This is a genomic window from Mucilaginibacter sp. SG538B (assembly GCF_013376065.1).
GTDB classification, from domain to species: Bacteria; Bacteroidota; Bacteroidia; order Sphingobacteriales; family Sphingobacteriaceae; genus Mucilaginibacter; species Mucilaginibacter rubeus.
Genome location: NZ_JABMJI010000003.1, coordinates 1,025,625 through 1,048,611 on the forward strand (window position 1 = coordinate 1,025,625; position 22,987 = coordinate 1,048,611).

Annotated in this window: 18 protein-coding genes; 12 read left to right on the forward strand and 6 right to left on the reverse strand. The window is 41.9% G+C overall.

What is annotated here, in order from left to right; genetic code table 11:
- Positions 1-39: 39 nt before the first annotated feature.
- Both FHW88_RS20395 and FHW88_RS20400 read right to left on the reverse strand, forming a co-directional pair.
- Complete coding sequence (locus tag FHW88_RS20395; RefSeq protein WP_090526359.1) at positions 40-1,215, reverse strand: efflux RND transporter periplasmic adaptor subunit; 1,176 nt, start codon at positions 1,213-1,215, stop codon at positions 40-42.
- 54 nt (positions 1,216-1,269) lie between these two features.
- Positions 1,270-2,622 (reverse strand): TolC family protein, encoded by a 1,353-nt coding sequence (locus FHW88_RS20400; protein ID WP_176627687.1) that lies wholly within the window; start codon positions 2,620-2,622, stop codon positions 1,270-1,272.
- A gap of 371 nt (positions 2,623-2,993) precedes the next feature.
- Here FHW88_RS20400 and spt point away from each other — a divergent pair, with 371 nt between their 5' ends.
- From spt to FHW88_RS20455, 11 genes are all read left to right on the forward strand, one after another.
- The gene (gene spt / locus FHW88_RS20405; RefSeq protein ID WP_090526354.1) at positions 2,994-4,202 is read left to right on the forward strand and encodes a serine palmitoyltransferase; all 1,209 of its coding nucleotides are present in this window, start codon (positions 2,994-2,996) and stop codon (positions 4,200-4,202) included.
- Positions 4,203-4,306: 104 nt separating this feature from the next.
- The gene (locus tag FHW88_RS20410; protein WP_090526353.1) at positions 4,307-5,425 is read left to right on the forward strand and encodes a GNAT family N-acetyltransferase; all 1,119 of its coding nucleotides are present in this window, start codon (positions 4,307-4,309) and stop codon (positions 5,423-5,425) included.
- Positions 5,422-6,408, forward strand: coding sequence for an NAD-dependent epimerase/dehydratase family protein (locus tag FHW88_RS20415; protein ID WP_090526351.1), 987 nt, complete (start codon positions 5,422-5,424; stop codon positions 6,406-6,408). The genes FHW88_RS20410 and FHW88_RS20415 overlap by 4 nt, the downstream gene beginning before the upstream one ends.
- 33 nt (positions 6,409-6,441) lie before the next feature.
- Entirely contained in the window at positions 6,442-7,764 is a 1,323-nt protein-coding gene (locus FHW88_RS20420; protein WP_090526349.1) for an inositol-3-phosphate synthase, read from the forward strand.
- 607 nt (positions 7,765-8,371) lie between these two features.
- Complete coding sequence (locus FHW88_RS20425) at positions 8,372-10,936, forward strand: DUF5686 family protein (RefSeq protein ID WP_090526347.1); 2,565 nt, start codon at positions 8,372-8,374, stop codon at positions 10,934-10,936.
- A 28-nt stretch (positions 10,937-10,964) separates the two neighbouring features.
- Positions 10,965-11,705, forward strand: a complete 741-nt coding sequence (locus tag FHW88_RS20430; RefSeq protein WP_090526345.1) for a CDP-alcohol phosphatidyltransferase family protein — start codon at positions 10,965-10,967, stop codon at positions 11,703-11,705.
- 246 nt (positions 11,706-11,951) lie between these two features.
- On the forward strand, positions 11,952-12,575 hold the full coding sequence (locus FHW88_RS20435) for a sterol desaturase family protein (protein WP_090526343.1): 624 nt from the start codon (positions 11,952-11,954) through the stop codon (positions 12,573-12,575).
- Between the two features lie 2 nt (positions 12,576-12,577).
- Positions 12,578-13,513, forward strand: coding sequence for a phosphatase PAP2 family protein (locus FHW88_RS20440; protein WP_090526341.1), 936 nt, complete (start codon positions 12,578-12,580; stop codon positions 13,511-13,513).
- A 264-nt stretch (positions 13,514-13,777) separates the two neighbouring features.
- Positions 13,778-16,873 carry a TonB-dependent receptor gene (locus FHW88_RS20445; RefSeq protein WP_218117246.1) on the forward strand — a complete coding sequence of 1,032 codons (3,096 nt, stop codon included), beginning with the start codon at positions 13,778-13,780 and terminating at the stop codon, positions 16,871-16,873.
- A gap of 378 nt (positions 16,874-17,251) precedes the next feature.
- On the forward strand, positions 17,252-18,052 hold the full coding sequence (locus FHW88_RS20450) for a hypothetical protein (protein WP_176627689.1): 801 nt from the start codon (positions 17,252-17,254) through the stop codon (positions 18,050-18,052).
- A gap of 108 nt (positions 18,053-18,160) precedes the next feature.
- Positions 18,161-18,718, forward strand: coding sequence for a CAP domain-containing protein (locus tag FHW88_RS20455; RefSeq protein ID WP_090526334.1), 558 nt, complete (start codon positions 18,161-18,163; stop codon positions 18,716-18,718).
- 109 nt (positions 18,719-18,827) lie between these two features.
- Here FHW88_RS20455 and FHW88_RS20460 read toward each other — a convergent pair whose 3' ends face one another.
- The 4 genes from FHW88_RS20460 to FHW88_RS20475 form a co-directional block, all read right to left on the reverse strand.
- Positions 18,828-19,076, reverse strand: a complete 249-nt coding sequence (locus tag FHW88_RS20460; protein WP_176627690.1) for a DUF1456 family protein — start codon at positions 19,074-19,076, stop codon at positions 18,828-18,830.
- A 22-nt stretch (positions 19,077-19,098) separates the two neighbouring features.
- Positions 19,099-20,400 carry a DEAD/DEAH box helicase gene (locus FHW88_RS20465; RefSeq protein WP_176627691.1) on the reverse strand — a complete coding sequence of 434 codons (1,302 nt, stop codon included), beginning with the start codon at positions 20,398-20,400 and terminating at the stop codon, positions 19,099-19,101.
- Positions 20,401-20,546: 146 nt separating this feature from the next.
- Positions 20,547-20,816, reverse strand: a complete 270-nt coding sequence (locus tag FHW88_RS20470) for a hypothetical protein (protein WP_176627692.1) — start codon at positions 20,814-20,816, stop codon at positions 20,547-20,549.
- Between the two features lie 54 nt (positions 20,817-20,870).
- On the reverse strand, positions 20,871-21,548 hold the full coding sequence (locus tag FHW88_RS20475) for a pseudouridine synthase (RefSeq protein WP_090526328.1): 678 nt from the start codon (positions 21,546-21,548) through the stop codon (positions 20,871-20,873).
- A gap of 196 nt (positions 21,549-21,744) precedes the next feature.
- On the opposite strand from FHW88_RS20475, the gene FHW88_RS20480 reads away from it, so the two are divergent.
- Positions 21,745-22,893 carry an acyltransferase family protein gene (locus FHW88_RS20480; protein ID WP_176627693.1) on the forward strand — a complete coding sequence of 383 codons (1,149 nt, stop codon included), beginning with the start codon at positions 21,745-21,747 and terminating at the stop codon, positions 22,891-22,893.
- Positions 22,894-22,987: the final 94 nt, after the last annotated feature.

Sequence of the window (22,987 nt, forward strand, 5' to 3'; positions counted from 1 at the left end):
CCCCTTCTTCGGCTTAAAATTTTTCCTGTTGATATAAATTTATTTTTTGGGTGCTGCTCCGGCCGGCGCGGCTGTTCCGGTAGTGACCCTGCCACCATCGCGCAAACGCTGAAAACCGTCGGTAATCACTTTATCACCTTGTTTTATGCCATCCATTATCACTACGTCGCTGTTAATACGCGGCCCTAATTTCACCTTCACCTGTTTTGCAATTGTATCGCGCCTGTCCTTAACAGTTTTATCGGCAGCTGTATCTTTAACAACAGTATCTCTCGTTGCGAAAACAAAAAACTCACCCATTTGCTCAGTTACTGCTTTGTAAGGGATTTGTACCCGCTGGCCCGACTGGCTGTTCAGCACCTGTAAAACACAACTCATGCCATCCTTAAGCACATCATCCTCGTTCGGGAACTGGATTCTCACCCTAATGCTGCCGGTTTGGTTGCTAACGCCCCTGTCAATCGCCAGTACTTTACCTGTTTTGTTGTATTTGCTTCCGTCGGGCAGCACCAATTTAAAGGTACTGTCGGTACTTGATTTTTGCAGACCGTAAAAGCGGTTAATATCCTGCTCATTGATCACCACATCAACACCTATGGGGTGCTCGGCCGATATGGTGTTCATCAATGTGGTTCCTGCTGCTACCTGTGTTCCAAGCCTCACCTGCGAGATCCCTATTCGCCCCGTAAAAGGCGCGGTAATGGTGGCATATGATAAATCGGTACGGGCCGACTCAAGCGCGGCTTTGGCTACAGCAACCTGGCTTTTATTAGTTTCGTAAGTAGCCTGTGCCTGATCCACTGTCTGACGGGCAATCGCATCGCTCTTAAGCAGCATGTTATACCTGTCAATGTCTTTTTGCGCTTTAACCAAATTGGCCTCGGCGCTTAGCACATTAGCTTTAGCCTGGTCAAAAGCAGCCTGGTATTTGCGTTTATCTATTTCATACAATACTTTGCCTTTTTGCACAACATCACCCTCTTTAAAAAATATACCCGTTACAAAACCCGGTACCTGGCTGCGCAGTTCGACAGTGTTCACCGAAACCACAATACCCTGGTATTTATCATAGTATACTGCTTCGGCTGTTTTAGCGTCGGCAAGGTATACTGGTGTTGGGGGCATGGCCGCCGGCCCGCCCTTTTTAGGTTTACCGCATGATGCCCATGTTAAAAGTGCTGCAGGGGCTAACCAATATATATATGTATGTTTCATGTAGAATAGGTTGTTCGTGTGTTGCTGTAGTTTTTATTTTTTTATAACGATATCTTATGGTTGCTGAACAGGCAGGATTCCAAGGGCTCTCTGCAGGTCAATTTTACTGCTGAGCAAATTGAACAGGGCATTATAATAGCTCAGTTCGGCAGTACGCAGATCTGCCTGCGATACAATTACGTCGAGGTAAGTTTTTACTCCCTCGCGGTATTGCAGGCTTACCACCTTATATACATCTTTTGCAAGTGTTACATTTTCGCGAATGAGCTGGTAGCTGGTATAATTGCTTTTATATGCCGCCAGTGCCTGGGTATATTCCGTATAAATACTATTTTTTGTATTGATCAGGTCCAGGTCGGTACGTTCAACCTGCAGCCTGGCTTTAGCGAGGTTTTGCAGGCGCTTCGTCCCCTGGAAAATAGGTACAGCCAGCGTTAAGCCAACATAACCTGTAGGGAAAGACTTATTATACAAATCACCTAAATCATGACTGAAGTATGCATGCTGGTAACTCCCTACCGCTGATAATGAAGGCAAAAACCCAAAGCGATAGTAATTTACGTTGAGATTATTGAGTGCCTTTGTTGTTTCAAGCAAACGGTATTCGATCCGGTTATTTACATTGATCGATTGTAAAGTATCAATACTGGCCTCTTGCTCATACCGGCTCGAATCATACGAAAGGCTTAACGGTGTAGCCGCGCCTACACCCATGATCTGCTTTAATAAAGCAGTTTTACTTTTGATGGCTTCTTCGGTTTGTTTACGGGTAGCCAATGAATTATTTAAAGCGATGGTTGCCTGCTTATAATCCGTAGGATCGGATACACCGGCAGTATACCTGCTTTTGGCATCCTTCAGGCTTCTTTGCAACCTGATGATATCCTCATTAGTAATGTCAAGTTGTTTGCCGGATAGTAAAACATCAAAGAAAGCTTTGCTTACATCACTTACTACATCAATCTGGCTGCTCAAGGTGTTCTGCTTATAGTACTCGCGCGAATATCTTTTCGCCCTTGAAGCAAGAAATACATCGTTGTTATATAATACCTGTGAGGCTGTGACACCCAGGGTTGAAAGGTTACGGATACTGCCCGCGTTGCTGGGGATGTTAGCACCGGAGGCACCAGCCTGCGGGCTGCCCTTATAGTAATAATTATAAAGGCCCGAGCCGTTCACCTGCGGCAGCCAGGCCGACAGGCCAATTCTAATATCACGCTCATTGATCTGTTCATCAATGGAAGCCTGCCTTACTGTTGGTTGGTTACGCAAGGCAAAGTCAATAGCCTGTTTTAGGGAAACCGGTCCGCTTATACTATCAGCGGCAGTTTGGGCATAACTATTGCTATGTAAATTCAATGTTAAATTAAGTACAAGAAGCGCCAAAAAGTACTTGTGTTTTTTCATAGGGTAGCTATAAATAACAATGTATATCAGGCAAAAATTATAAGAAAAATTTTATAATTAGTGCAAGATTGTTACGGGGAATGCGAATATGTAATTAATATTACTAATTTAAAATCACGAACAAGAATTTTACGTAAAAAATTACAAAAACACGGGATAGTATCAGCTTTTTGGGCTTTTGACAAAAAAATGAAAATAATAGGCTCGATATAAACAAAAAAATTAATTAATTTGCCGTGTAAGAATTTGTGTGCTTCTTAAGTAGTATTGATACGTTAATAGGCATTATTTTAAAAAAATTTACACACACCGTATAAGTTATATGCTTATTCATGGTATTTTTACACAAAATTTAAGCAGAGTTAATATACATGGTTAAAAAACTACATGGGAAAATCGCTCAGTTTCAAGTAGCAAATATGCTGCGTGAACGGGGGTTATATCCTTATTTCAGGCCTATTGAGTCTGCACAAGACACTGAGGTAATTATTGACAACAAGCGGGTATTAATGTTTGGTTCTAACTCATACTTAGGCCTTACCAATCATCCAAAAATCAAAGAAGCTTCAAAAAAAGCAATTGACAAATATGGCACAGGCTGTGCCGGTTCACGTTTTTTGAACGGCACACTTGATATCCACATTGAGCTTGAAAACAGGCTTGCTAACTATGTAGGCAAAGAAGCTACTGTTTTATTCAGCACAGGTTACCAGGTTAACCTTGGTGTACTTTCGTGCGTTACCGGCCGGAATGACTATATCATACTTGATGAGTATGACCATGCCTGTATCATTGACGGCAGCCGCCTGTCGTTTTCAAAAGTGATCAAGTACGCCCATAACGATATGGCCGATTTGGAGCGCAAATTAAGCATACTTCCTGAAGATGCCGTGAAGATTATCGCTGTTGACGGTATTTTTAGCATGGAAGGCGACATTGTTAAATTGCCTAAGATTGTTGAGCTTGCCGATACTTACGGTGCCAATATCATGGTTGATGATGCCCACAGCCTTGGTGTAATTGGTGATAAGGGTGCAGGTACCGCCTCACACTTTAACCTTACCAATGAAGTTGACCTGATCATGGGTACCTTCAGTAAATCATTAGCCTCGTTAGGTGGCTTCATCGCCAGCGATCAGGACACTATTGATTATATCAAACACCGCGCACGTTCATTGATGTTTAGCGCAAGTATGCCTCCGGGCTCTGTAGCCAGCGTAATTGCCGCTTTAGATATCATTGAATCAGAACCGGAGCGTATCGAGAAATTATGGGATAACACCAATTATGCCATGAAACTTTTGCTGGAAGAAGGCTTTGACCTTGGCCCTACCGAAAGCCCTATTTTGCCGATCTACGTTCGTGATAACGAAAAAACTTTCGCGGTTACCAAACACCTGCAAGCTTCAGGTGTATTTGTTAACCCGGTTGTATCCCCTGCCGTTCCTTCCGATTCGTCACTGCTTCGTTTCTCATTGATGGCTACCCATACCTTTGAGCAAATTGACGAAGCCGTTGAAAAACTGTCAAAAGCCTTTAAAGAAGTTGGTGTAACCGCTTCTGTTAAAGAAAAAATATAATGAAGAAACCTGAGGTGCATTTAGCTGCTTTTTAATTAAGGTAAGCTAAATGCACTTTTTATTTTAAAGCATACCAATTTGCTTTATTCAATCATTTACCACACATGATTACAATAGTAACGGTTAAATCAAAAAAAGAACTGGCTTCGTTTATTGATTTCCCGCATGACCTGTACAAGGACGATCCTTACTATGTTCCGGAGTTGTTTATTGCCCAAAGGGACCTCTTAACCAAACATCCCTTCCATAAACACAATACCGTACAACCCTTTTTAGCTTATGATGGCGATAAAATTGTTGGCCGGATAGCCGCGATCCTTAATAACGGCCATAACGAATACAGCCACGTTAACGATGGCTTTTTTGGCTTTTTTGATTGTATTAACGATACGGCGGTATCTAACCTGCTTTTTGAAACCGTTACCAAATGGCTTAAAGAAAAAGGCGTTACCGGCAAATTATTAGGCCCTACCAACTTTTCAACCAATGAGCCTTGCGGTTTATTAATAAAGGGATTTGATAGTTCACCGTTCCTGATGAACACCTATAACTTTGCTTATTACGCTAATCTGGTCGAAAATTTTGGTTTTGCTAAAGATGTCGATCTGATTGCCTGGCACTGGGACGGACAAGCTTATGATGATAAATCAGTACGTTTATTAAACGCGCTTGAAGAGCGGTTAAAGCGAAACGATATAGTTATTCGTAAGATCAACCTTAAAAATTTCAAGGAGGAAGCCGCCAAACTGCGCGAAGTGTATAACTCAGCATGGGACAAAAACACCGGTTTTGTGCCCCTGACCAACGAAGAGTACGATTACCTGGCCAAAGATCTTAAACTGATCCTTGATCCCGATTTTGCCATCGTGGCCGAGCAACGTGGCAAGATAGTTGCATTTGGCCTGGCCCTGCCCGACTATAATGACATCTTCAAAAAAATAAAACGCGGTCGGTTGTTGCCAACCGGTATTTTCAAATTACTGTTCGGCAAAAAAAGCATTACCGGTATCCGTATTTATGCCCTCGGTGTTATTGAAGATTACCGCAAAATGGGTATCGAGGCCTGTTTATATGGCACCATCATAAAGGAATATAAGGCCAAGGGTTATAAACATGCCGAAGCCGGCTGGACACTGGAAAACAACGACATGATGAACCGTGCCATTGAAGCCATAAAAGGCGATCCTTATAAAAAATACAGGTTATATCAAAAAGCGATATGAGGGAGCGGGTTTTAATAACCGGTGGAAGCGGATTTGTTGGATACCATTTGATTGAAGAGGCCTTACAAAACAATCTGGAGGTTTTTATAGCCATCAGAAAAAGCAGTGTAATAAGTCACTTAAACGATTTAGATATCCAATATATCTATCCCGAATTTAACAATAAGGAAACATTAAAGAAGCAACTGGCCGAGATAAAGCCCGATTATATCATCCACGCGGCAGGTGTAACCAGTGCCCGCTCCGAAGCCGAATATAACCGGATCAATGCTACATATACCCATAACCTTGCTTCGGCGGCTTATGAAGCTTGCCCCGATTTAAAAAAGTTTGTACTTATTGGCAGCCTGGCTTCGGTTGGGCCGCTTAATACGCTAACCGGCACTATAACCGAAGCAACCCCGCCGCATCCGGTTACAGCATATGGCAGGAGCAAATTGCTTGCCGAACAGAAATTAAAAACGGTGAGCGGCCTGAATTATACCATACTAAGACCTACCGCGGTTTACGGACCAAGGGACACCGGCATATTTATATTTTTTAAACAGATAGTGAAGGGCATTGAGCCCTATATAGGCAAGGCGCAGCAAAAGCTCAGCTTTATATATGTTAAAGACCTGGCCAAAGCAAGTATCAAGGCTTTATACGGTGGCAATAACAAGACATATAACCTGAGCGATGGTAATTTTTATAACCGTTATGAGTTAGGCACCATCACCAAAGATGTATTAATGCTAAAAACGCTAAAGTTTCATCTGCCTGTAAATTTTGTTAAAATGATTGCAGCAGTATCTGAAAAAATAAGTTCTTTGAGCAACAAAGCTGCAGTGCTGAATATCGAAAAACTTAATGAACTGACCGCCATTAACTGGAATTGCGATATTGAAGCAGCTAAATCCGACCTGGGTTTTTATCCTTTATACAATCTGCAAAGCGGCATGGCCGAAACGCTAAAATGGTATAAAGCCAACAAATGGCTTTAACCAATTAATTTGAAATAAATAATAGTAACATAAATGAAAATCAACATTACACCTGCTAAAGGTAAGCTTGGCATCCTGATCCCCGGGTTAGGCGCTGTAGCAACTACCTTAATTGCCGGCGTAGAGGCCGTTAAAAAAGGCATCTCGCAGCCAATTGGCTCCCTTACTCAAATGGGCCACATACGTTTAGGAAAAAGAACCGAAAACCGTAACCCGAAAATTAAAGAATTTGTTCCTTTAGCCGATTTAAACGACATCGTATTTGGCGGTTGGGATGTTTATGAAGATAACGTATTTGAAGCTGCCTCAAACGCACAGGTATTGGAAGCAGGACTTTTACATTCGGTTAAAGCCGAATTGGAAGCTATAAAGCCAATGAAAGCCGCGTTTGATAAAAACTACGCTAAAAACCTTGATGGCACCCACGTTAAAACCGGAACCAGGCTTGAACTTGCCGAGCAGGTAATGGAAGATATCAAAAACTTTAAAGAGGCTAATGGTCTTGACAGGGTTGTGTTGGTATGGTGTGGTTCAACCGAGATCTATTATGAAGCATCTGCTGTACACCAGTCATTAGCCGCTTTTGAAGAAGGATTGAAAAATGACGACAAGCTGATCGCTCCAAGCATGATCTATGCTTACGCGGCTTTAAAATTAGGTGTTCCTTTTGCTAACGGCGCCCCTAACTTAACAGTTGATATCCCTGCTTTAATCGAACTGGCCAAATTAACCAAAACCCCGATTGCTGGTAAAGATTTCAAAACAGGTCAAACTTTAATGAAAACAGTATTGGCCCCAGGTTTGGCAGCGCGTTCATTAGGTGTGCATGGCTGGTTCTCGACCAACATTTTGGGTAACCGCGATGGCTGGGTTCTTGACGATCCGGATAACTTCAAAACTAAAGAAGTATCAAAACTGGGTGTATTGGAAGATATTTTCAAACCGGAAGATAACCAGGAACTTTATGGTAACATCTACCACAAAATCCGTATCAACTACTACCCTCCGCATGGTGATAACAAAGAGAGCTGGGATAACATCGATATTTTTGGCTGGTTAGGCTACAAAATGCAGATCAAGATCAACTTCCTTTGCCGCGACTCAATCCTTGCTGCCCCTATCGCGCTTGATTTGGCTATCTTCTGCGATCTGGCTAAACGTGCCGGCATGAGCGGTATCCAGGAATGGCTGTCATTCTACCTGAAATCGCCTCAAACTGCACCGGGTTTACATGCAGAAAATGACATCTTTAAACAACTGATCAAATTGGAGAATACCCTTCGTTACCTGATGGGCGAGGACCTGATCACCCACCTTGGTTTGGATTATTATGACGATATGTTCGCGACCGAATAATCGTTAAATTACCAAATACCGTCAAAACAGCCGTAAGCAACTAAACCCTGCTTTACGGCTGTTTTGTTTTTATCAGGTAAAAATGATCATACGCAAGTAACATTATTTTAAGGCAATAGTCTTATTGGCGCTAATGTTAATTTGTTAAATAATGTTATTTATTAACCTAAACGACTTCTTCCAAACAATCAAAAAATGGCAAATAACATCTAATTATCAGAGCGTTACGCAATTGGTTATATAACTAACAGCAAACAATAGGAATACTAACTAACCGGCCAAGCCGTTGTTTGAGTTTAGTTATAATTACAGTAATATGATAGCGTAAATAGCTGTAAACAATATTTGACTTTTTGACCACATTAGTCTGTAGTGATTTTTTTTACCTTTGGCCTGTTAATTGTAAACTCCGTAATAACCATCTGCCGGGAGTGTACAAAACAAGGTAAGTGTAGAGAGATTAAGCGGCAGAACAATGAAAAACATACGGAGGCGGGCATAATTAATCTGCCAAAAATATTTGAATAACTGATACATACCTCTTTATCCGATAATAAAAGTGTTAAGCCGAAAAAAGAAGTTTGTATTTGCACAATGCACAAAGTACATGGATTGTAAAAAATTTTATAAAAGCTTATTTTTCTTAATACTGTTCTTCTCTGCTTCGGCATTATATGCGCAGCAAACGGTAATAACGGGTACTGTTACCGATGCAGGTAATAAACAAACCCTGCCTTCTGTTAGTATTTCTTTTACGGGCAGCACTACCGGTACCACTACAGATGTTAATGGCAAATATCGCCTGGCTACAAACAATCAGCAATATAAACAAATCAAAATTTCATTTTTAGGCTATAAAGATGCTTTTTTAGCTGTTGTTCCCGGTAAAGAGCAGGTTATCAATGTAAAGATGTTCCCCGCTTCTCAGCAACTTAACGAGGTTGTGGTAAAATCGGGCAAAAAACCTAAGTACCGTAATAAAGACAACCCCGCTGTTGAGCTGATCCGTAAGGTTATCGAAAATAAAGAAAAGAACCGTCCCGAAGCATACAACTATGTTGAATACAAGGAGTATGATAAAATGATGTTTGCACTAAGCAATGTATCCGCCCAGTTTTCGGACAGGAAATTCTTTCGCAAGTATAAGTTCATTTTAGATAACCGCGATAGCTCATTGGTACCAGGCAAATCATTGTTGCCTATTTATCTTGATGAAAAGCTGCAGCAGGTTTATTACCGTAAAAACCCCGAAAAAACAAGGGAAGATATAACCGGCCAAAAAAGTGTTAACTACGGTGCGGGTATCGATAATGAAGGGCTTACCCAATATTTCAAGCACTTATACAACAAGGTTGATATTTATACCAACAACGTATTTTTGATAACCAGCCAGTTTCTTAGCCCAATATCTGACAACTCGCCGAACTATTACAAATACTTTATTGCCGATACCATTGTTGACGCACATAACAACAAACTGGTTAAGCTTGACTTTACACCCCGCAATACAACCGACGTACTTTTTGAGGGTAGTATCTACATTACGCTTGATGGTAACTACGCTGTACAAAAGTGCGACCTGACCATTAATAAACATATCAACATCAACTTTATCAGGTCGATGACTGTTAACCTGGAGTTTCAACAAAACCCCGATGGCCGCTATCACCTGAGCAAAAGTACTACCATTGCAGATTTTGGTGCATCCAAAAAAGATGCAAAGAGTGGTTTATTTGGTATCCGGGCCATAACCTACAGCAATTACGTGGTTAACAAACCCCGGCCGGATACAACTTACCAGGGGTCGCCATATGCTGAATTAAGCGATGAAGTAAAACATCGCCCCGAATCATTCTGGCAGGAAAACAGGCCGGATACTTTAACGCTTGCCGAATCAAAAGTTTATAAAAACATCGACAGCCTGCGTAATATGCCTTCGTTTAAACGTACGGTTGATATAGCAACCCTCCTGCTTGCAGGCTACAAAGGCTTTGGTAAATTTGAGTTAGGCCCCGCCAACACATTTTACAGCTTTAACCCTGTTGAAGGTTTCCGTTTACGTGTAGGCGGCCGTACAACGCCCGAATTAAGCAAACGTTATTATTTTGAAACTTATGCAGCTTATGGTTTTAAAGACGAGCGCTGGAAGTACTTTTTAAGTGCAACCTACTCCATTAATAATAAATCTATCTATCGTTTCCCTCAAAACTATATTAGGGCAAGTTTTCAGCGTGATACCAAAATCCCTGGCGCAAGCCTGCAGTTTGTGCAGGAGGATAATTTCCTGTTATCGTTTAAGCGTGGTGTGAACGATAAGTTCCTTTATAACGATTTTTACAGGTTTGATTATTTACACGAACTGGAAAGCCATCTTTCGTTTGCCGCGGGCTTCAAAAAATGGACCCAAGAGCCGGCAGGATCATTATATTTTGATAATGTTGTTAATGATCTGCCAAATTCTATCCATCATTTAACCACCACCGAGCTTACCGGAAGTATCCGCTGGGCACCTCATGAGCAGTTTTACCAGGGCAAGATCTATCGCATCCCTATCCCTAACAAATACCCGGCCTTTGAACTTGATTATGCTCAAGGTATTAAAGGCTTATTTGCCGGCGAATACAATTATCAAAAGCTTGACTTCCGTGCCGATAAACGTTTCTATTTTTCGCAGTTAGGTTATGCGGATATTAATGTTTCGGCAGGTAAAATCTTTGGTTCGGTGCCATACCCTTTGTTAACCATACACAGGGCTAACCAAACTTACGCGTATGACCTCGACTCATACAACTTAATGAATTTTTTGGAGTTTGTGAGTGATAAATATGCCAGCTTCAGGATAGATCAGCACTTCAGCGGTTTCTTCTTTAATAAAATACCTTTGCTAAAGAAATTGAAATGGCGCGAAACCGCATCGTTAAAAGTACTATACGGCGGCCTGTCTGATCAAAACAATCCTTCGATACATCCGTCATTATATCAATTACCCGTTGGCACCGATGGCGTGCCGATTACTTATACATTGGGCAAAACGCCTTATGTTGAGGGTAGTGTTGGTATTGAAAATATATTTAAATTTATACGCATAGATTTTGTGAGGCGCTTTAACTACCTTGACCAGCCAAACGTTGCCCAATGGGGCCTGCGCACAAGGGTTAAATTCGACTTTTAATCATTGCACCTAATAAGCAGAGAGAAAAATGGAACAGCAAACAACAACACTTAGGAGATCATTCAGAACCAACCTACAGTTAGGGATATATAAGGTTATTGATCCGTTTGTGAAGATCCTTATAAAAATAGGCTTAACCCCCAATGCAGTTACTACCATAGGTTTTGTACTTAATGTAGGCGTTGCAGGGATATTTATTTTAGGTGCCGAAGAAGGTAACCGCGGCGACCTGAGCTATGTTGGCTGGGCCGGCGGCCTCATCCTTTTTGCAGGCTTATTTGATATGCTTGACGGTCAGGTAGCCCGCTTAGGGAATATGAAATCAACCTTTGGTGCTTTGTACGATTCCGTACTCGATCGCTACAGCGAATTGATCATGTTTTTGGGTATTTGCTATTATCTGGTGGCGCATCACTACTTCCTGAGCTCGATAGCTGCCTTTATAGCACTGATCGGCTCCATGATGGTTAGTTATGTACGTGCACGTGCCGAAGGTTTAGGTGTTGAAATTAAAGGCGGCTTAATGCAAAGACCTGAACGTGTAGTAACTATCGGCTTATGCGCAGCTTTATCGGGCATAGTAGCTCAATACATCGGCGGTAACTATAAATTATTTGTTCCCGGCATCAAATTTCATGTATTTGAAACCATATCGATATTTACTATTCCGCTGGTAATACTTGCCGTTTTAACCAATATTACGGCGTTTAACAGGTTAAGAGAAGCTAAAAAAGCTTTAATTAAACTGGAAGAGGAAGAAGGTAAGTAAGGCTATAGTTCTAAGTCAAAAGTCTTAAACGAGGACGTTGAATTACTTCTCCTAAGACTGCGAACTTTAGGCTTAAGACTTAGCAACAAATATCATATCTTCGTAACAATAAAATAAAGGCATTTACGCTTAGCAATATCTTTGCTAAAATTGCCTTTTGCTGGTTTAAGGCCAGCCATTCTGAACAATTTTAACACCATAAACAGGCAGAGAGATCGTAAAACATTTTAAACCCTGATTATAACAATGAAAAAGAAATATATATCCAACTCGCAGGAATCGGTGCGAATGTTTAAGAGCGACTTTTTAGAAGGCTTATCAAAGGTACACTATACCGTACCTCTATATATTTTTGTACCCGTTATTGGATATTGCAGCTATAAATTCTTTGACCTGGGATTGGATGTATTAACATATCTTGGCCTGTTTATTTTCGGCCTCTTCATCTGGACTATCACCGAATACATCATGCACCGTTTTGTTTTCCACTATCAGCCAAGCGAAAAACTGGAATGGGCACAACGTCTGCATTTTATCATGCATGGCGTGCATCATGATTATCCGAGCGATGCCAAACGTTTGGTATTGCCCCCGTCATTAAGCATTCCGCTGGCTACAGGCTTTTTCTTTTTGTTTAAATGGTTATTGCCTGTAAACTACATCTGGGGCTTTTTTCCGGGCTTTATTTTGGGCTACCTGTTTTATGACATATCGCACTATGCCATGCACCATTTTAATTTTAAAAGCGGCTTGTTCAAAAAAATAAAACAACACCATATGCTGCACCACTACCAGGATCCTGAAAAAGGCTATGGTGTGAGTTCACCTTTCTGGGATAAAATTTTCCGTTCAGATTTCTTAAAAAAATAGCAATGACCAATGCCAATACAGGCGTAACAGTAAATATCCGGTCGATAATTATTGTTTCGTTGCTTTCCATTGCTTACCTGGCGTTTTCAACTTTCCTTATTGGTTATAAACCAGACGAGCTTACGCTGGTAGTTATTTTCAATGTGCTGTTCTATGCATCGGCAATAACACGCAAGTTTATATTGGGCTTCACTATTTTCATAGTGTACTGGATTGTTTTTGATTACATGAAAGCCTTCCCCAATTATAACTACAACCCGGTACATATTGCCGAGCTTTATAATGCAGAGAAACGCCTGTTCGGCATTCATTTTAACGGCAAGCTGCTTACACCTAACGAATACTGGCTGGCCAATAGCAACACTTTTATTGATGTGTTATCGGGTTTATTCTATTTATGCTGGATCCCCGTGCCGCTGGGTTTTGCCGCTTACCTGTTCTTCAAAAACAAAAAACAGTTCCTCAATTTTTCGTTAACGTTTGTTTTGGTGAATATCCTGGGCTTTATAGTTTACTACGCCTACCCTGCCGCACCACCCTGGTTTGTTCAATATCACGGGTTTCATTTTATTCCATTAACTATGGGCAATACCGCCGGATTGGCCAGGTTTGACGCCTATTTTCATGCCGGAGTTTTTAAAGGGATTTATACAAAAGGTTCAAACGTGTTTGCTGCCATGCCGTCGCTGCATTCGTCATACCCGGTTATAGTGCTTTACTACGGCTTAAAAAACAAGCTGGGACTTGCTAATATCTTTTTTGCGGTGGTAACCGTTGGCATCTGGTTTACGGCGGTATATGCAAGCCACCACTACGTGCTCGACGTGTTAGCCGGTATCACTTGTGCGGCATTAGGTATTGCCTTATACAATGTACTGTTAAAAAAAATCCCGGGTTTGCAGTCTGCTTTAAATAAATACCAAAGGGTAATCTCGTAGTGTAACATCTTGCTTACACAATTAGCGGATTGTTAGCGTTTACTACAAATTATCATTATATTAAATATAAGCAAAAAATACTGAAACTTTATCAATATTCCCCGAAATACATTATCAATTTTTAACGTTTCACCAACCTCCCCTTAACACCGCAGATGCATTTTTGCCTTAACTAAAAATGTTAAAATGTTAAGGATAAACAAAGTTTTTTTTAAAAAGTTGTGCCTTTTGGGCATATTCAATTTATTTTTAATAACGGCGGGTATGGCACAAACCAATTTGGCCGGTATTTCAGGGAAGGTTTCCGGCCCGAATGGTGAAGCCCTGCCAAATGCAACCATTACCGTTAAAAATGAGTCGACCGGGTTTGTAATCAAAGCTACAACCAATTCAAAAGGAACATTTCTGTTAAAGGAGCTTCCGCTGGGCGCGCCTTATAGCATAACGGCAGAAATTATGGGCATGACTGCACAAAAACAAACCGGTTATGCTTTAAATCAGGGCGACTTGCTACAGGTTACGTTTGTAATGACAGAAAAGATCCAGGAACTCAATGTTGTTGAAGTAAGAACTACCACAACCCGTAACAGGATCGAAAACATTGGCTCATCCACTGCTGTTACAGCTAAAGATATAGCCAAGTTACCGGTAAACGGTCGTAATTTCACATCCCTGGCCGATTTATCTCCATTGAGCGCGGGAAGCAGCTTAAGCGGGCAGCTGGGCTCAGCTACAAATTATACCATTGATGGCATGGCGGCACGCAGTACTATAGCCGGTGGCCAACCAACCGGTGCTTACTCTATTTCGCTTGAGGCTGTAAGGGAATTTCAGGTAGTTACCAATCAATATGATGTTACTTATGGCAATGCCGGCGGCGGTACAATAAGTACGGTAACCAAATCAGGAACTAACGTATTATCAGGGAGCGCTTTCACTTATGCACGTGCAAATTGGCTATCCAGTCCATTTGGATTAAATGGATTAAAACGTAACCAGTCGTTTTCTACTTATCAATATGGTTTTTCATTAGGAGGCCCTATTGTTAAAGATAAAGCGCAATTCTTTATTGCGTGGGATCATCAGGCAGATTCAAGGCCACTTTATATTGCCAATATCCAATCTGCAGATGACGAAAAACGAAACAATGTAACCCAGGCCACATTAGATAACTTTTTGAGCATAGCAAGGGCTAAATATGGAGTTGCCAATACCCCACAGTTTGGTCAGTTTGATAAATTTAAAAATACTCACGCTGCTTTTGCACGTGTCGACTGGCAAATTAATTCCAAAAATTTGTTTACCATCCGGGATAACTTTATCTATGACCTTGACAACCAATCCGACGGTGATAATACTGCCATAAACATCTACGAAGTTTACAGCACGCGCAAAAGTTTAAATAACAGTGTAATGGCCTCATTGCGTAGTATATTCAGCCCTAATTTAACCAACGAACTGAAAGTGCAGCACTACTGGGAGTACAATAAGATGTTTGCAAACAGCCAGTTACCTGCCGATAATATTCCCCGCGCTATCGTGCAGAATATTTCCTCGCTTGCAGCAGATGGATCCACTTATTCAACCGCCATACAGTTGGGAGGGCAACGTTACGGCGGCGACTATTTTAATAATAATGTAGCACAGCTAACCGACAACTTGTACTGGACCAAAGGCAAATATAACTTTACATTTGGTGGAGGGTTAACTTTTACCAACCAAAATTCTATTTACGGCAGCGAAACCAATGGACGTTTTTACTTTACAGGCTTAACTAATTTCAATAACCTTACACCCTATCGCTTTGCAAGGGATATTTATACCTCATCAAACCGGAACATTAAATTTAACATACTTGCACCTAATGCTTACGCCCAGGTACAAACCAACTTGTTTCCGGGTTTTGAAGTAACCGCCGGGGTACGTATCGATTACACCGATTACCTTGACCAGGCAAATTTCAATCCTACGGTTTATAAAACTTTAGGCTTAAATACATCTAACAAACTGGCTACGCTACAAATTCAACCGCGTTTGCAAACCACCTGGGATGTAGGGCAAAATGGTAAAGACATTGTCAGGTTAGGTGGTGGCATTTTAGGTTCGGCATTGAACCCTTATTCTATGATAAACAATATGCTGTTTGATGGCTCACACATTTTAAGTGTTGATCTTAACGGCAGCCAGGTGCCTACCCCTAACTTTCCGGCTTACCGCAAGGACCCTGCAACAGCACCAGGACAGGATTTACTTAATAACCCCACCATACCCAAGCTTGCTACTATTAATATGAATGGCAAGGATGCTAAAGTGCCAACGGTTTACAAAGCCAACTTGTCTTATTCGCACTTCTTTGCTCAAAACTTCAGGGTTACAGCATCCGGCTACTTAAGTTTAGGCCGCAACAACTATACTTATCTGGATAAAAACATGGTTGATCAGCCGTACTTCCGTATTGCTGCCGAAGATAACAGAGGTGTATATGTTCCGGCAAATACAATAAACGCGTCAAATGGTTCGGCTGACTGGACACAAGGCAGAAAAACAACTGAAGTAGGCAGGGTACTGGAATTAGAAAGCAAGGGCAGAGTTAACCAGATGGCTTTTGTTATTGATGTCGACTACAAATATTATAAACAGGGCGAAATCTCCGTTTCTTATACATGGAATCAAACTAAAGACAATACATCATACAACGGAAACGTTGCTAATACGGCTACGCTTGTACAGTACGTAAAAGATGACCCACGTAACCTGGGCGGCATGAATTATTCTGATAACCAATTCAGGAATAAGATTGTTGCTTACGGAAGTTCGCCAACATTTCATGGCTTTAGCGCAGGCTTGCGATTTTCGGGGATAAGCGGCACCAGGTATTCTTTATTGGTGAACGGTAACGTGAACGGCGATTTTGTGGCCAGTAACGATCTGGCTTACATTTACGATCCGAATGCAGCGTCAACACCTCAATACATAAAAGACGGGATCAATGCGATACTGAACAACCCTAAGGTAGAGCAAAGCGCCAAAAATTACATAGTTAAAAGTTTCGGAAAAATTGCTGAACGTAATGGAGGAGTAAACCCGTTTTATGGCGTATTTGATCTACGGTTGATTAAAAGGGTAACGCTATTAAAAAAACAGTATTTTGAAATATCTGTCGACTTATTTAACGTGGCCAATTTATTGAATAAAGAATGGGGCGTTAACCATAACCTGGGTGCAACTCCTATTTATACGATTAAAAGCTTCGACCCAGTTAAAAAACAATACGCATACGCGGTTAACACAAATGCAGGGGTATCCAATTTAAGCGGCAACCCTTACCAGTTTCAGATAGGCTTAAGATATGGTTTTTAATTATCAACCCTAATTAACAACAATAGCGAAAACCTTGTAAACCTTTACGGCTCTGCTTTGAATAGCATAGGATTTTAATGGAATAAAGCTTTGCGATTGGCAACTTTTGACCTTTAAAATCCTTGCTATTGTAAATACCCATTAGTGCAAAATCTCTTTTTCTATACAACTTTATGTATTAAAGCAGGCAGTGTGGAAAACGTACAAACATTTGTTAATTAATATTTCCAGGGCTATCCTCCTGAAAAACAGCCCATACATTTCAAAAACGAACAAAAAGCCAAGCACCTTTCACAAACACCCATGGCGGTGATCTTAAACAGGCACGCTATTTGCCTAATTACAAGTGGATTATTGTATTTTCGAGTAATCTGTTATATGAAGAGACTTATTACCTTACTTTTTATTCTGACAGCCACGCTTAAATTATCCGCACACACCAGTGAGCTTGATAGTCTTAAGCAAAAATTACAGGTTACCAGCGACTCGTTAAAAGGCCCTATCTATACCCAAATAGCTGCTCATTATTTAGGATACGATACCGTATCAACCCGGCGAATGAAATACTATTTCCAAACTGAGGCGCTTAATTACACTATGCTCGCCCTGCATAGCTATTCAACTTATAACGATACTTTAGGCTTGCGTACAAGCTTTAACGCGCTTGCAAAGGTTTACCGCTCACAGCGTAAATTCAGCCAGGCTAAATGGTTCATTTTGCAATCGAACACCATATCAAGACAAAGGAAGGATACCCTTAATATTATCAACTCGCTCATAGAGCTTGCAGCCATTAAAAGCGACATCAAAGACTATAAACTCAGTATGAAGGACCTGAACGATGCTTTAACATTGTCGCTCAAAACCCACGATCCTAAAAAAGAGTCGATAGTGCAGGTAGGCTTTGCCGAACTGTACCGGAAAATGAACGATTATGATAAAGCTGCGGTAGCTATTAAACGCCATGAATTTTTGGACGATAGTCTTAACCAGGTTACGGTCGACAGCATTGCCAAGGTAGCTGCTGCCGATTCGATCAAGATCAAAAAGCAGGATTCGGCGATAGCCAAAAAAAAAGTATATACCAAAAACTCCAGGCGCAGGCCAATGCTAAGATACGCCAGGCACATAACGTCATTGTCGTTCTCATCGGCACCACTCTTGTTCTCGTCGTTGTAGCCATCATTATCATTTACAGGCGGAAGAAAACCGGTCGCTGGCGTTCTGCTATCAGGCGGCCTAAACAATAATTAAACCACAGGCGTTTAAAAGTGTCAAAGCACTAAGATGAAAAAATTGATAGTATTATTTGCTGCATTATTCTGGTTTGCAAATGCCTACAGCCAAAGCAGCAAACACTTCAGGACCGAGTTTTTAAACAGCATTAATGCTACACGCCAGAAAGGCTGCAATTGCGGCAGCAAATATTTCCCGCCGGCCCCTCCCCTTACCTGGAATAATGATTTGGAAGATGCAGCCATAGGCCACGCTAAAGACATGGCCCGCAAAAGCTATTTTAGTCACGACAGTAAAGATGGCCGCAGCATGGAAGACCGCATAGTATACGCCGGTTATAAATTTAAAGGGTTCAAAAGTTTTGCCATCGGCGAAAACATAGCCCAGGGCCAACAAAGCATTGCGGAAGTGATGGCCGGCTGGTTTAAAAGTGAAGGCCATTGCCGCAATCTCATGAACCCGGACTTTAAAGAAGTTGGCGTGGCAGAATATAAAACCTATTGGGTACAGGATTTTGGCGGCCGGACCTCATTTTCGGCTCAGCAACAAAAGCTGATTAAATCAGGGAGATACAGATTAATACAGGAAAAGCCTGTGGAAGGGCATTAATTATTGCCTGAACCGGGATTTCATAGGATTTTTCGGAAGTCAGGATCTTGTCTGTGAAATCCAACCAATCTACTCATTCTTGCCGTTGTTGGAGTTGTCTCCAACAACCTTACTTCCCTGCCTCCGGTTTCGGTTTCTGCTCCCTTGGGCCGCGTTTGTAGATGATGAGACCATTCAAGAAATTACGCAGGATCTGATCGCCGCAGGGTTTAAAGTTGGGGTGGTCATCAGCGCGGAATATGGCGCCTATTTCGGCTTTGGTGATCCTGAAATTAACTAATGCCAAAACCTTGATAATATCATCATCAGTAAATTTCATTGCCACCCGCAGCTTTTTCATGATATCGTTATTACTCATAGTATTCTTCTTTTTAACAAAATTACCTCGAAATTTCCATCTTCACCTTTTTACCTTTAATTTTTTCGGCTTTTACCTGCCTTACCACCTCCTCAATCTTATCCCGTTTTATAGCTGCATATGATGAGTAATCAAGCACTTCTATCAGGCCAAGATCGTCTTTGGCCAGTCCGCCTTTTTTAAGTAGCAGGCCTACTATATCCACCTTGTTTACCTTATCCTTTTTTCCGGCGGCTATATATAAAGTAACCCAGGGGGAAGCCGGTGGAAAGATCAGCTTTTCGGGCAGTTCTTCAATCTCGGGCAGTTGTTTTAAGTATGGCAACTTTTCATCGGGTGTTAGCATCAGGTATGATGTGCCTTTAGCGTTCATACGTGCCGTGCGACCGTTACGATGTAAAAAAGCCTCCTCATTGTGCGGCAGCTGGTAATGTACCACATATTCTATCTCCGGGATATCCAGCCCACGTGAGGCCAGATCGGTGGTGATCAATAAACGGTGACTTCCGTTCCTGAATTTTAACAGGGCACGCTCACGGTCATCCTGTTCCATACCGCCGTGAAAAACATCATGCTCCAACCCCTTGTACCAAAGCAACTCGCTGATCCTGTCAACCGCTTCACGGTGATTACAAAACACAAGGGTTGCTTTATTACCAATTTTACAGATCAGGGCAAAAAGTGCATCCAGTTTATCGGCAGCTTCGGATATCACCGCTTTTTGTTTAATATCTGGCGCCGAAGTAACATTACTTAAAAAGTTCACTTCAACAGGTTTAACAATTCCAGTAAAAGCAGGAATCTCATCCATCTTAGTCGCCGAAGTCAATATCCGCTTTTTAACAACGGGCAACTGCCTGATGATATAAGCCATATCCTCCTGGAAACCGAACTCGAGCGCTTTATCAAACTCATCGAGAATAAGCGTACGTACAGTATCGGTACTAAAATTTTCTTCCCGCAAATGAAAGGCAATCCTTCCCGGCGTACCAACCAAAACTGCAGGCGGGTGCGAAAGGTTATTGCGTTCAATTTTCACGGCATGGCCGCCATAACAGCAATTGATCTTGAACCCTGTACCCATAGATTTCCAAACCTGCTCAATTTGTAAAGCAAGCTCACGCGATGGCACCAGGATCATCACCTGTACTGTAGAAACACCGGCATCAAGCAGGTTAAGCAAAGGCAATAAAAAACCAAGCGTTTTCCCCGAGCCTGTAGGTGATAAAAGGATTACATCACCTTTTTTAGCGGCACTAAGCGCGGCAAGCTGCATGGGGTTAAGGGCAGTTATGCCGAGGTTACTCAATGCCTGATCAATCATGGTTTGCTTTTGTTGAGGCGCAAAGATACGGTAAAATTTTCCCGGGGGACCGATTATCTGCATCTGCTTAGCTATTAACTTAACAGACTAAAAAAACGGGGGAATGTGCGATTCCCCCGCTTGAGGGGATTTTTTGCTTTAGTTCCCTACTCCGCCACTTCCGTTTTAAAATTATGCTTAATAAACCTCGCAACCTTTTTAGCTTCCCGATGGGTTAAATTTCCCATGCAGGTATATTCCCATTCGTGCATATAATCGTCAAAAACAATATCTCCAAGATCTGTTTCCCCTTCACTTAACCTAAATACGCCCGTTGCATACACATGTGTACCGGGTATCAGCTGTTGCACCGCTTCAATGCCGATCTGGCGTATACCATCTTCGGTATCCAGATCATAGATCACCGACTTTTCCATCTATCAAATACAATATTAAGCCCGTTTTGTTTAAATAATTACCTGAAGGCTGGCTTACCAGCTCATGATCTCCATAACCCGGGTAAATTCGGGTTGAAGTGCGGCTTTGATCGTTATTTCTTCACCGGTTATGGGGTGCTTAAAATTTAACTGCGATGCATGCAGTAGCATGGTTGTCATTGCCCATTGCTCTAAAAACAACTTATTCTGTTTGTTACAGCCGTGGGTGCGGTCGCCTATAATTGGGTGAAAAATATGGCTCAGGTGCTTGCGTAATTGGTGCATACGCCCGGTTGCAGGCACAGCCTCAACCAATGAATACCTTGAAGTTGGATGTTTGCCAAGGGCTATATCAAGTTCTGCCCTTTTTAGGGTAGTGTAACTGGTAAATGCATCCTGCAAAGTGCCGTTCTCTTTGCGCAGTGGGTAATCTATATCTTCCGCATCAGGTGTATGGCCCCTTACTATGGCCAGGTATTTCTTGCTCACCTGGTTTTCCATAAATGCTTTTTGCATGGCAATCTCTACCTCTTTATTAAAAGCAAAAAGCAGGATCCCACCTGTTTTACGATCGATGCGGTGAACAGGGTTAACTTTCATGCCAATTTGATCCCGAAGCAATTGCAGGGCAAACTCTGAAGCATCGGCTGCTATGGGCGACCGGTGAACCAGCAACCCATGAGGCTTGTTGATGGCAATCAGATGTTCATCGCGGTATATGATCTCTAACATGGGCATAACTACAAGGCTGCGAATTTACGGCAGCATTTTGGATTTATTTCTGAAATCTTCTACCGTAGGGCACTTCGCATTAAAATACCTCAACAAATCTTTTTAAACAGCTTTTAAAAGTTATTGATGTAAAAAAATAATTTTAAATAGTATTGCTTTTCCTATCTTTAGTTCACACCTAAATACAATTAAACTAATGGCTACCACAGCAGACCAGGCAAGTGCTAAACAGGCCGACGACATTAACGCGGCCCGCACCCGTTTATTTTCACTGGATGCCCTTCGGGGATTTGATATGTTTTGGATTATGGGCGGCGAAGAGGTCTTCCATGGCATGGCCAAAGCCACCGGTTCACCATTCTGGAGCGCTATTGCCAACCAGTTCACCCACCCCGACTGGAATGGTTTTCACCTGTATGATCTTATCTTCCCGTTGTTCCTGTTTATGGCAGGCGTATCAACTCCATTTTCTGTGGGGCGCGAACTGGAAAAAGGCAAAACACGTCAGCAATTACTGCTGCGCGTTATAAAAAGGGCATTTATTTTAGTGTTGCTCGGCCTTGTGGTAAACAACGGGTTAAAAATTATGCCTGTTTCAGAGATCCGCTTCCCCAGCGTATTGGGCCGTATCGGTATCGCCTATATGTTTGCCAACATCATTTACCTGTATAGTACCGAGCGCTGGCAAATGTTTTGGTTTGGCTTTTTCATCATCGGCTATTGGCTACTGCTTAAGTTTACCTCCGCACCGGGCTTCCCTATGGGCGACCTGACCATGAAAGGCAATTTTGCCTCATACGTTGACCGCAGCATACTACCGGGCAGATTGTATTTAGGCATCCACGACCCTGAGGGACTTTTTTCAACCATCCCGGCCATCAGCACCGGCATATTGGGCATCCTTACCGGCCTGTTGCTTAAAAAGGGCGGCGTTACGCAAATGCGCAAGGTAACTACCATGGCTGTTGTGGGGGTGATCTTCCTCATTCTCGCACAAATCTGGAACCTTGATTTCCCGATCAACAAAAACCTGTGGACAAGCTCATTTGTGCTGCATGTAGGCGGTTTAAGCCTATTGCTGATGGCATTATTTTACTTCATCATTGATGTAAAAGGCTATCAGAAATGGGCATTTTATTTCAGGGTGATAGGCATGAACTCCATCCTGATTTATATTTCGGGCCACTTTATTAAATGGAGTTATACAACCGAAGGCTTTTTTGGATGGATAGGCCAGTTAGTAGGCGATCCTTACAATATCGTAGTAATGGCTATTTGCTTCGTAATGGTAAAATGGGCGTTTTTGTATTATCTATATACCAAGAAGACATTTTTGAGAGTGTAAGCTGAACCTTGATTGAAAGGATTTTAGGATAACCATGAATTAAAAAGCATCAAGGCTATCCTAAAGTCCGGCAAATCAAGGTTTAAATATCACG

Coding starts and splice junctions, on each gene's coding strand:
- FHW88_RS20415 (WP_090526351.1), top strand. CDS start 5,422: ATGAGGGAGCGGGTTTTAATAACCGGTGGAAGCGGATTTGTTGGATAC.
- FHW88_RS20425 (WP_090526347.1), top strand. CDS start 8,372: ATGGATTGTAAAAAATTTTATAAAAGCTTATTTTTCTTAATACTGTTC.
- FHW88_RS20445 (WP_218117246.1), top strand. CDS start 13,778: ATGGCACAAACCAATTTGGCCGGTATTTCAGGGAAGGTTTCCGGCCCG.
- FHW88_RS20450 (WP_176627689.1), top strand. CDS start 17,252: ATGAAGAGACTTATTACCTTACTTTTTATTCTGACAGCCACGCTTAAA.
- FHW88_RS20410 (WP_090526353.1), top strand. CDS start 4,307: ATGATTACAATAGTAACGGTTAAATCAAAAAAAGAACTGGCTTCGTTT.
- FHW88_RS20420 (WP_090526349.1), top strand. CDS start 6,442: ATGAAAATCAACATTACACCTGCTAAAGGTAAGCTTGGCATCCTGATC.
- FHW88_RS20395 (WP_090526359.1), bottom strand. CDS start 1,215: ATGAAACATACATATATATATTGGTTAGCCCCTGCAGCACTTTTAACA.
- FHW88_RS20465 (WP_176627691.1), bottom strand. CDS start 20,400: ATGATTGATCAGGCATTGAGTAACCTCGGCATAACTGCCCTTAACCCC.
- FHW88_RS20460 (WP_176627690.1), bottom strand. CDS start 19,076: ATGAGTAATAACGATATCATGAAAAAGCTGCGGGTGGCAATGAAATTT.
- spt (WP_090526354.1), top strand. CDS start 2,994: ATGGTTAAAAAACTACATGGGAAAATCGCTCAGTTTCAAGTAGCAAAT.
- FHW88_RS20400 (WP_176627687.1), bottom strand. CDS start 2,622: ATGAAAAAACACAAGTACTTTTTGGCGCTTCTTGTACTTAATTTAACA.
- FHW88_RS20440 (WP_090526341.1), top strand. CDS start 12,578: ATGACCAATGCCAATACAGGCGTAACAGTAAATATCCGGTCGATAATT.
- FHW88_RS20480 (WP_176627693.1), top strand. CDS start 21,745: ATGGCTACCACAGCAGACCAGGCAAGTGCTAAACAGGCCGACGACATT.
- FHW88_RS20470 (WP_176627692.1), bottom strand. CDS start 20,816: ATGGAAAAGTCGGTGATCTATGATCTGGATACCGAAGATGGTATACGC.
- FHW88_RS20435 (WP_090526343.1), top strand. CDS start 11,952: ATGAAAAAGAAATATATATCCAACTCGCAGGAATCGGTGCGAATGTTT.
- FHW88_RS20430 (WP_090526345.1), top strand. CDS start 10,965: ATGGAACAGCAAACAACAACACTTAGGAGATCATTCAGAACCAACCTA.
- FHW88_RS20455 (WP_090526334.1), top strand. CDS start 18,161: ATGAAAAAATTGATAGTATTATTTGCTGCATTATTCTGGTTTGCAAAT.
- FHW88_RS20475 (WP_090526328.1), bottom strand. CDS start 21,548: ATGTTAGAGATCATATACCGCGATGAACATCTGATTGCCATCAACAAG.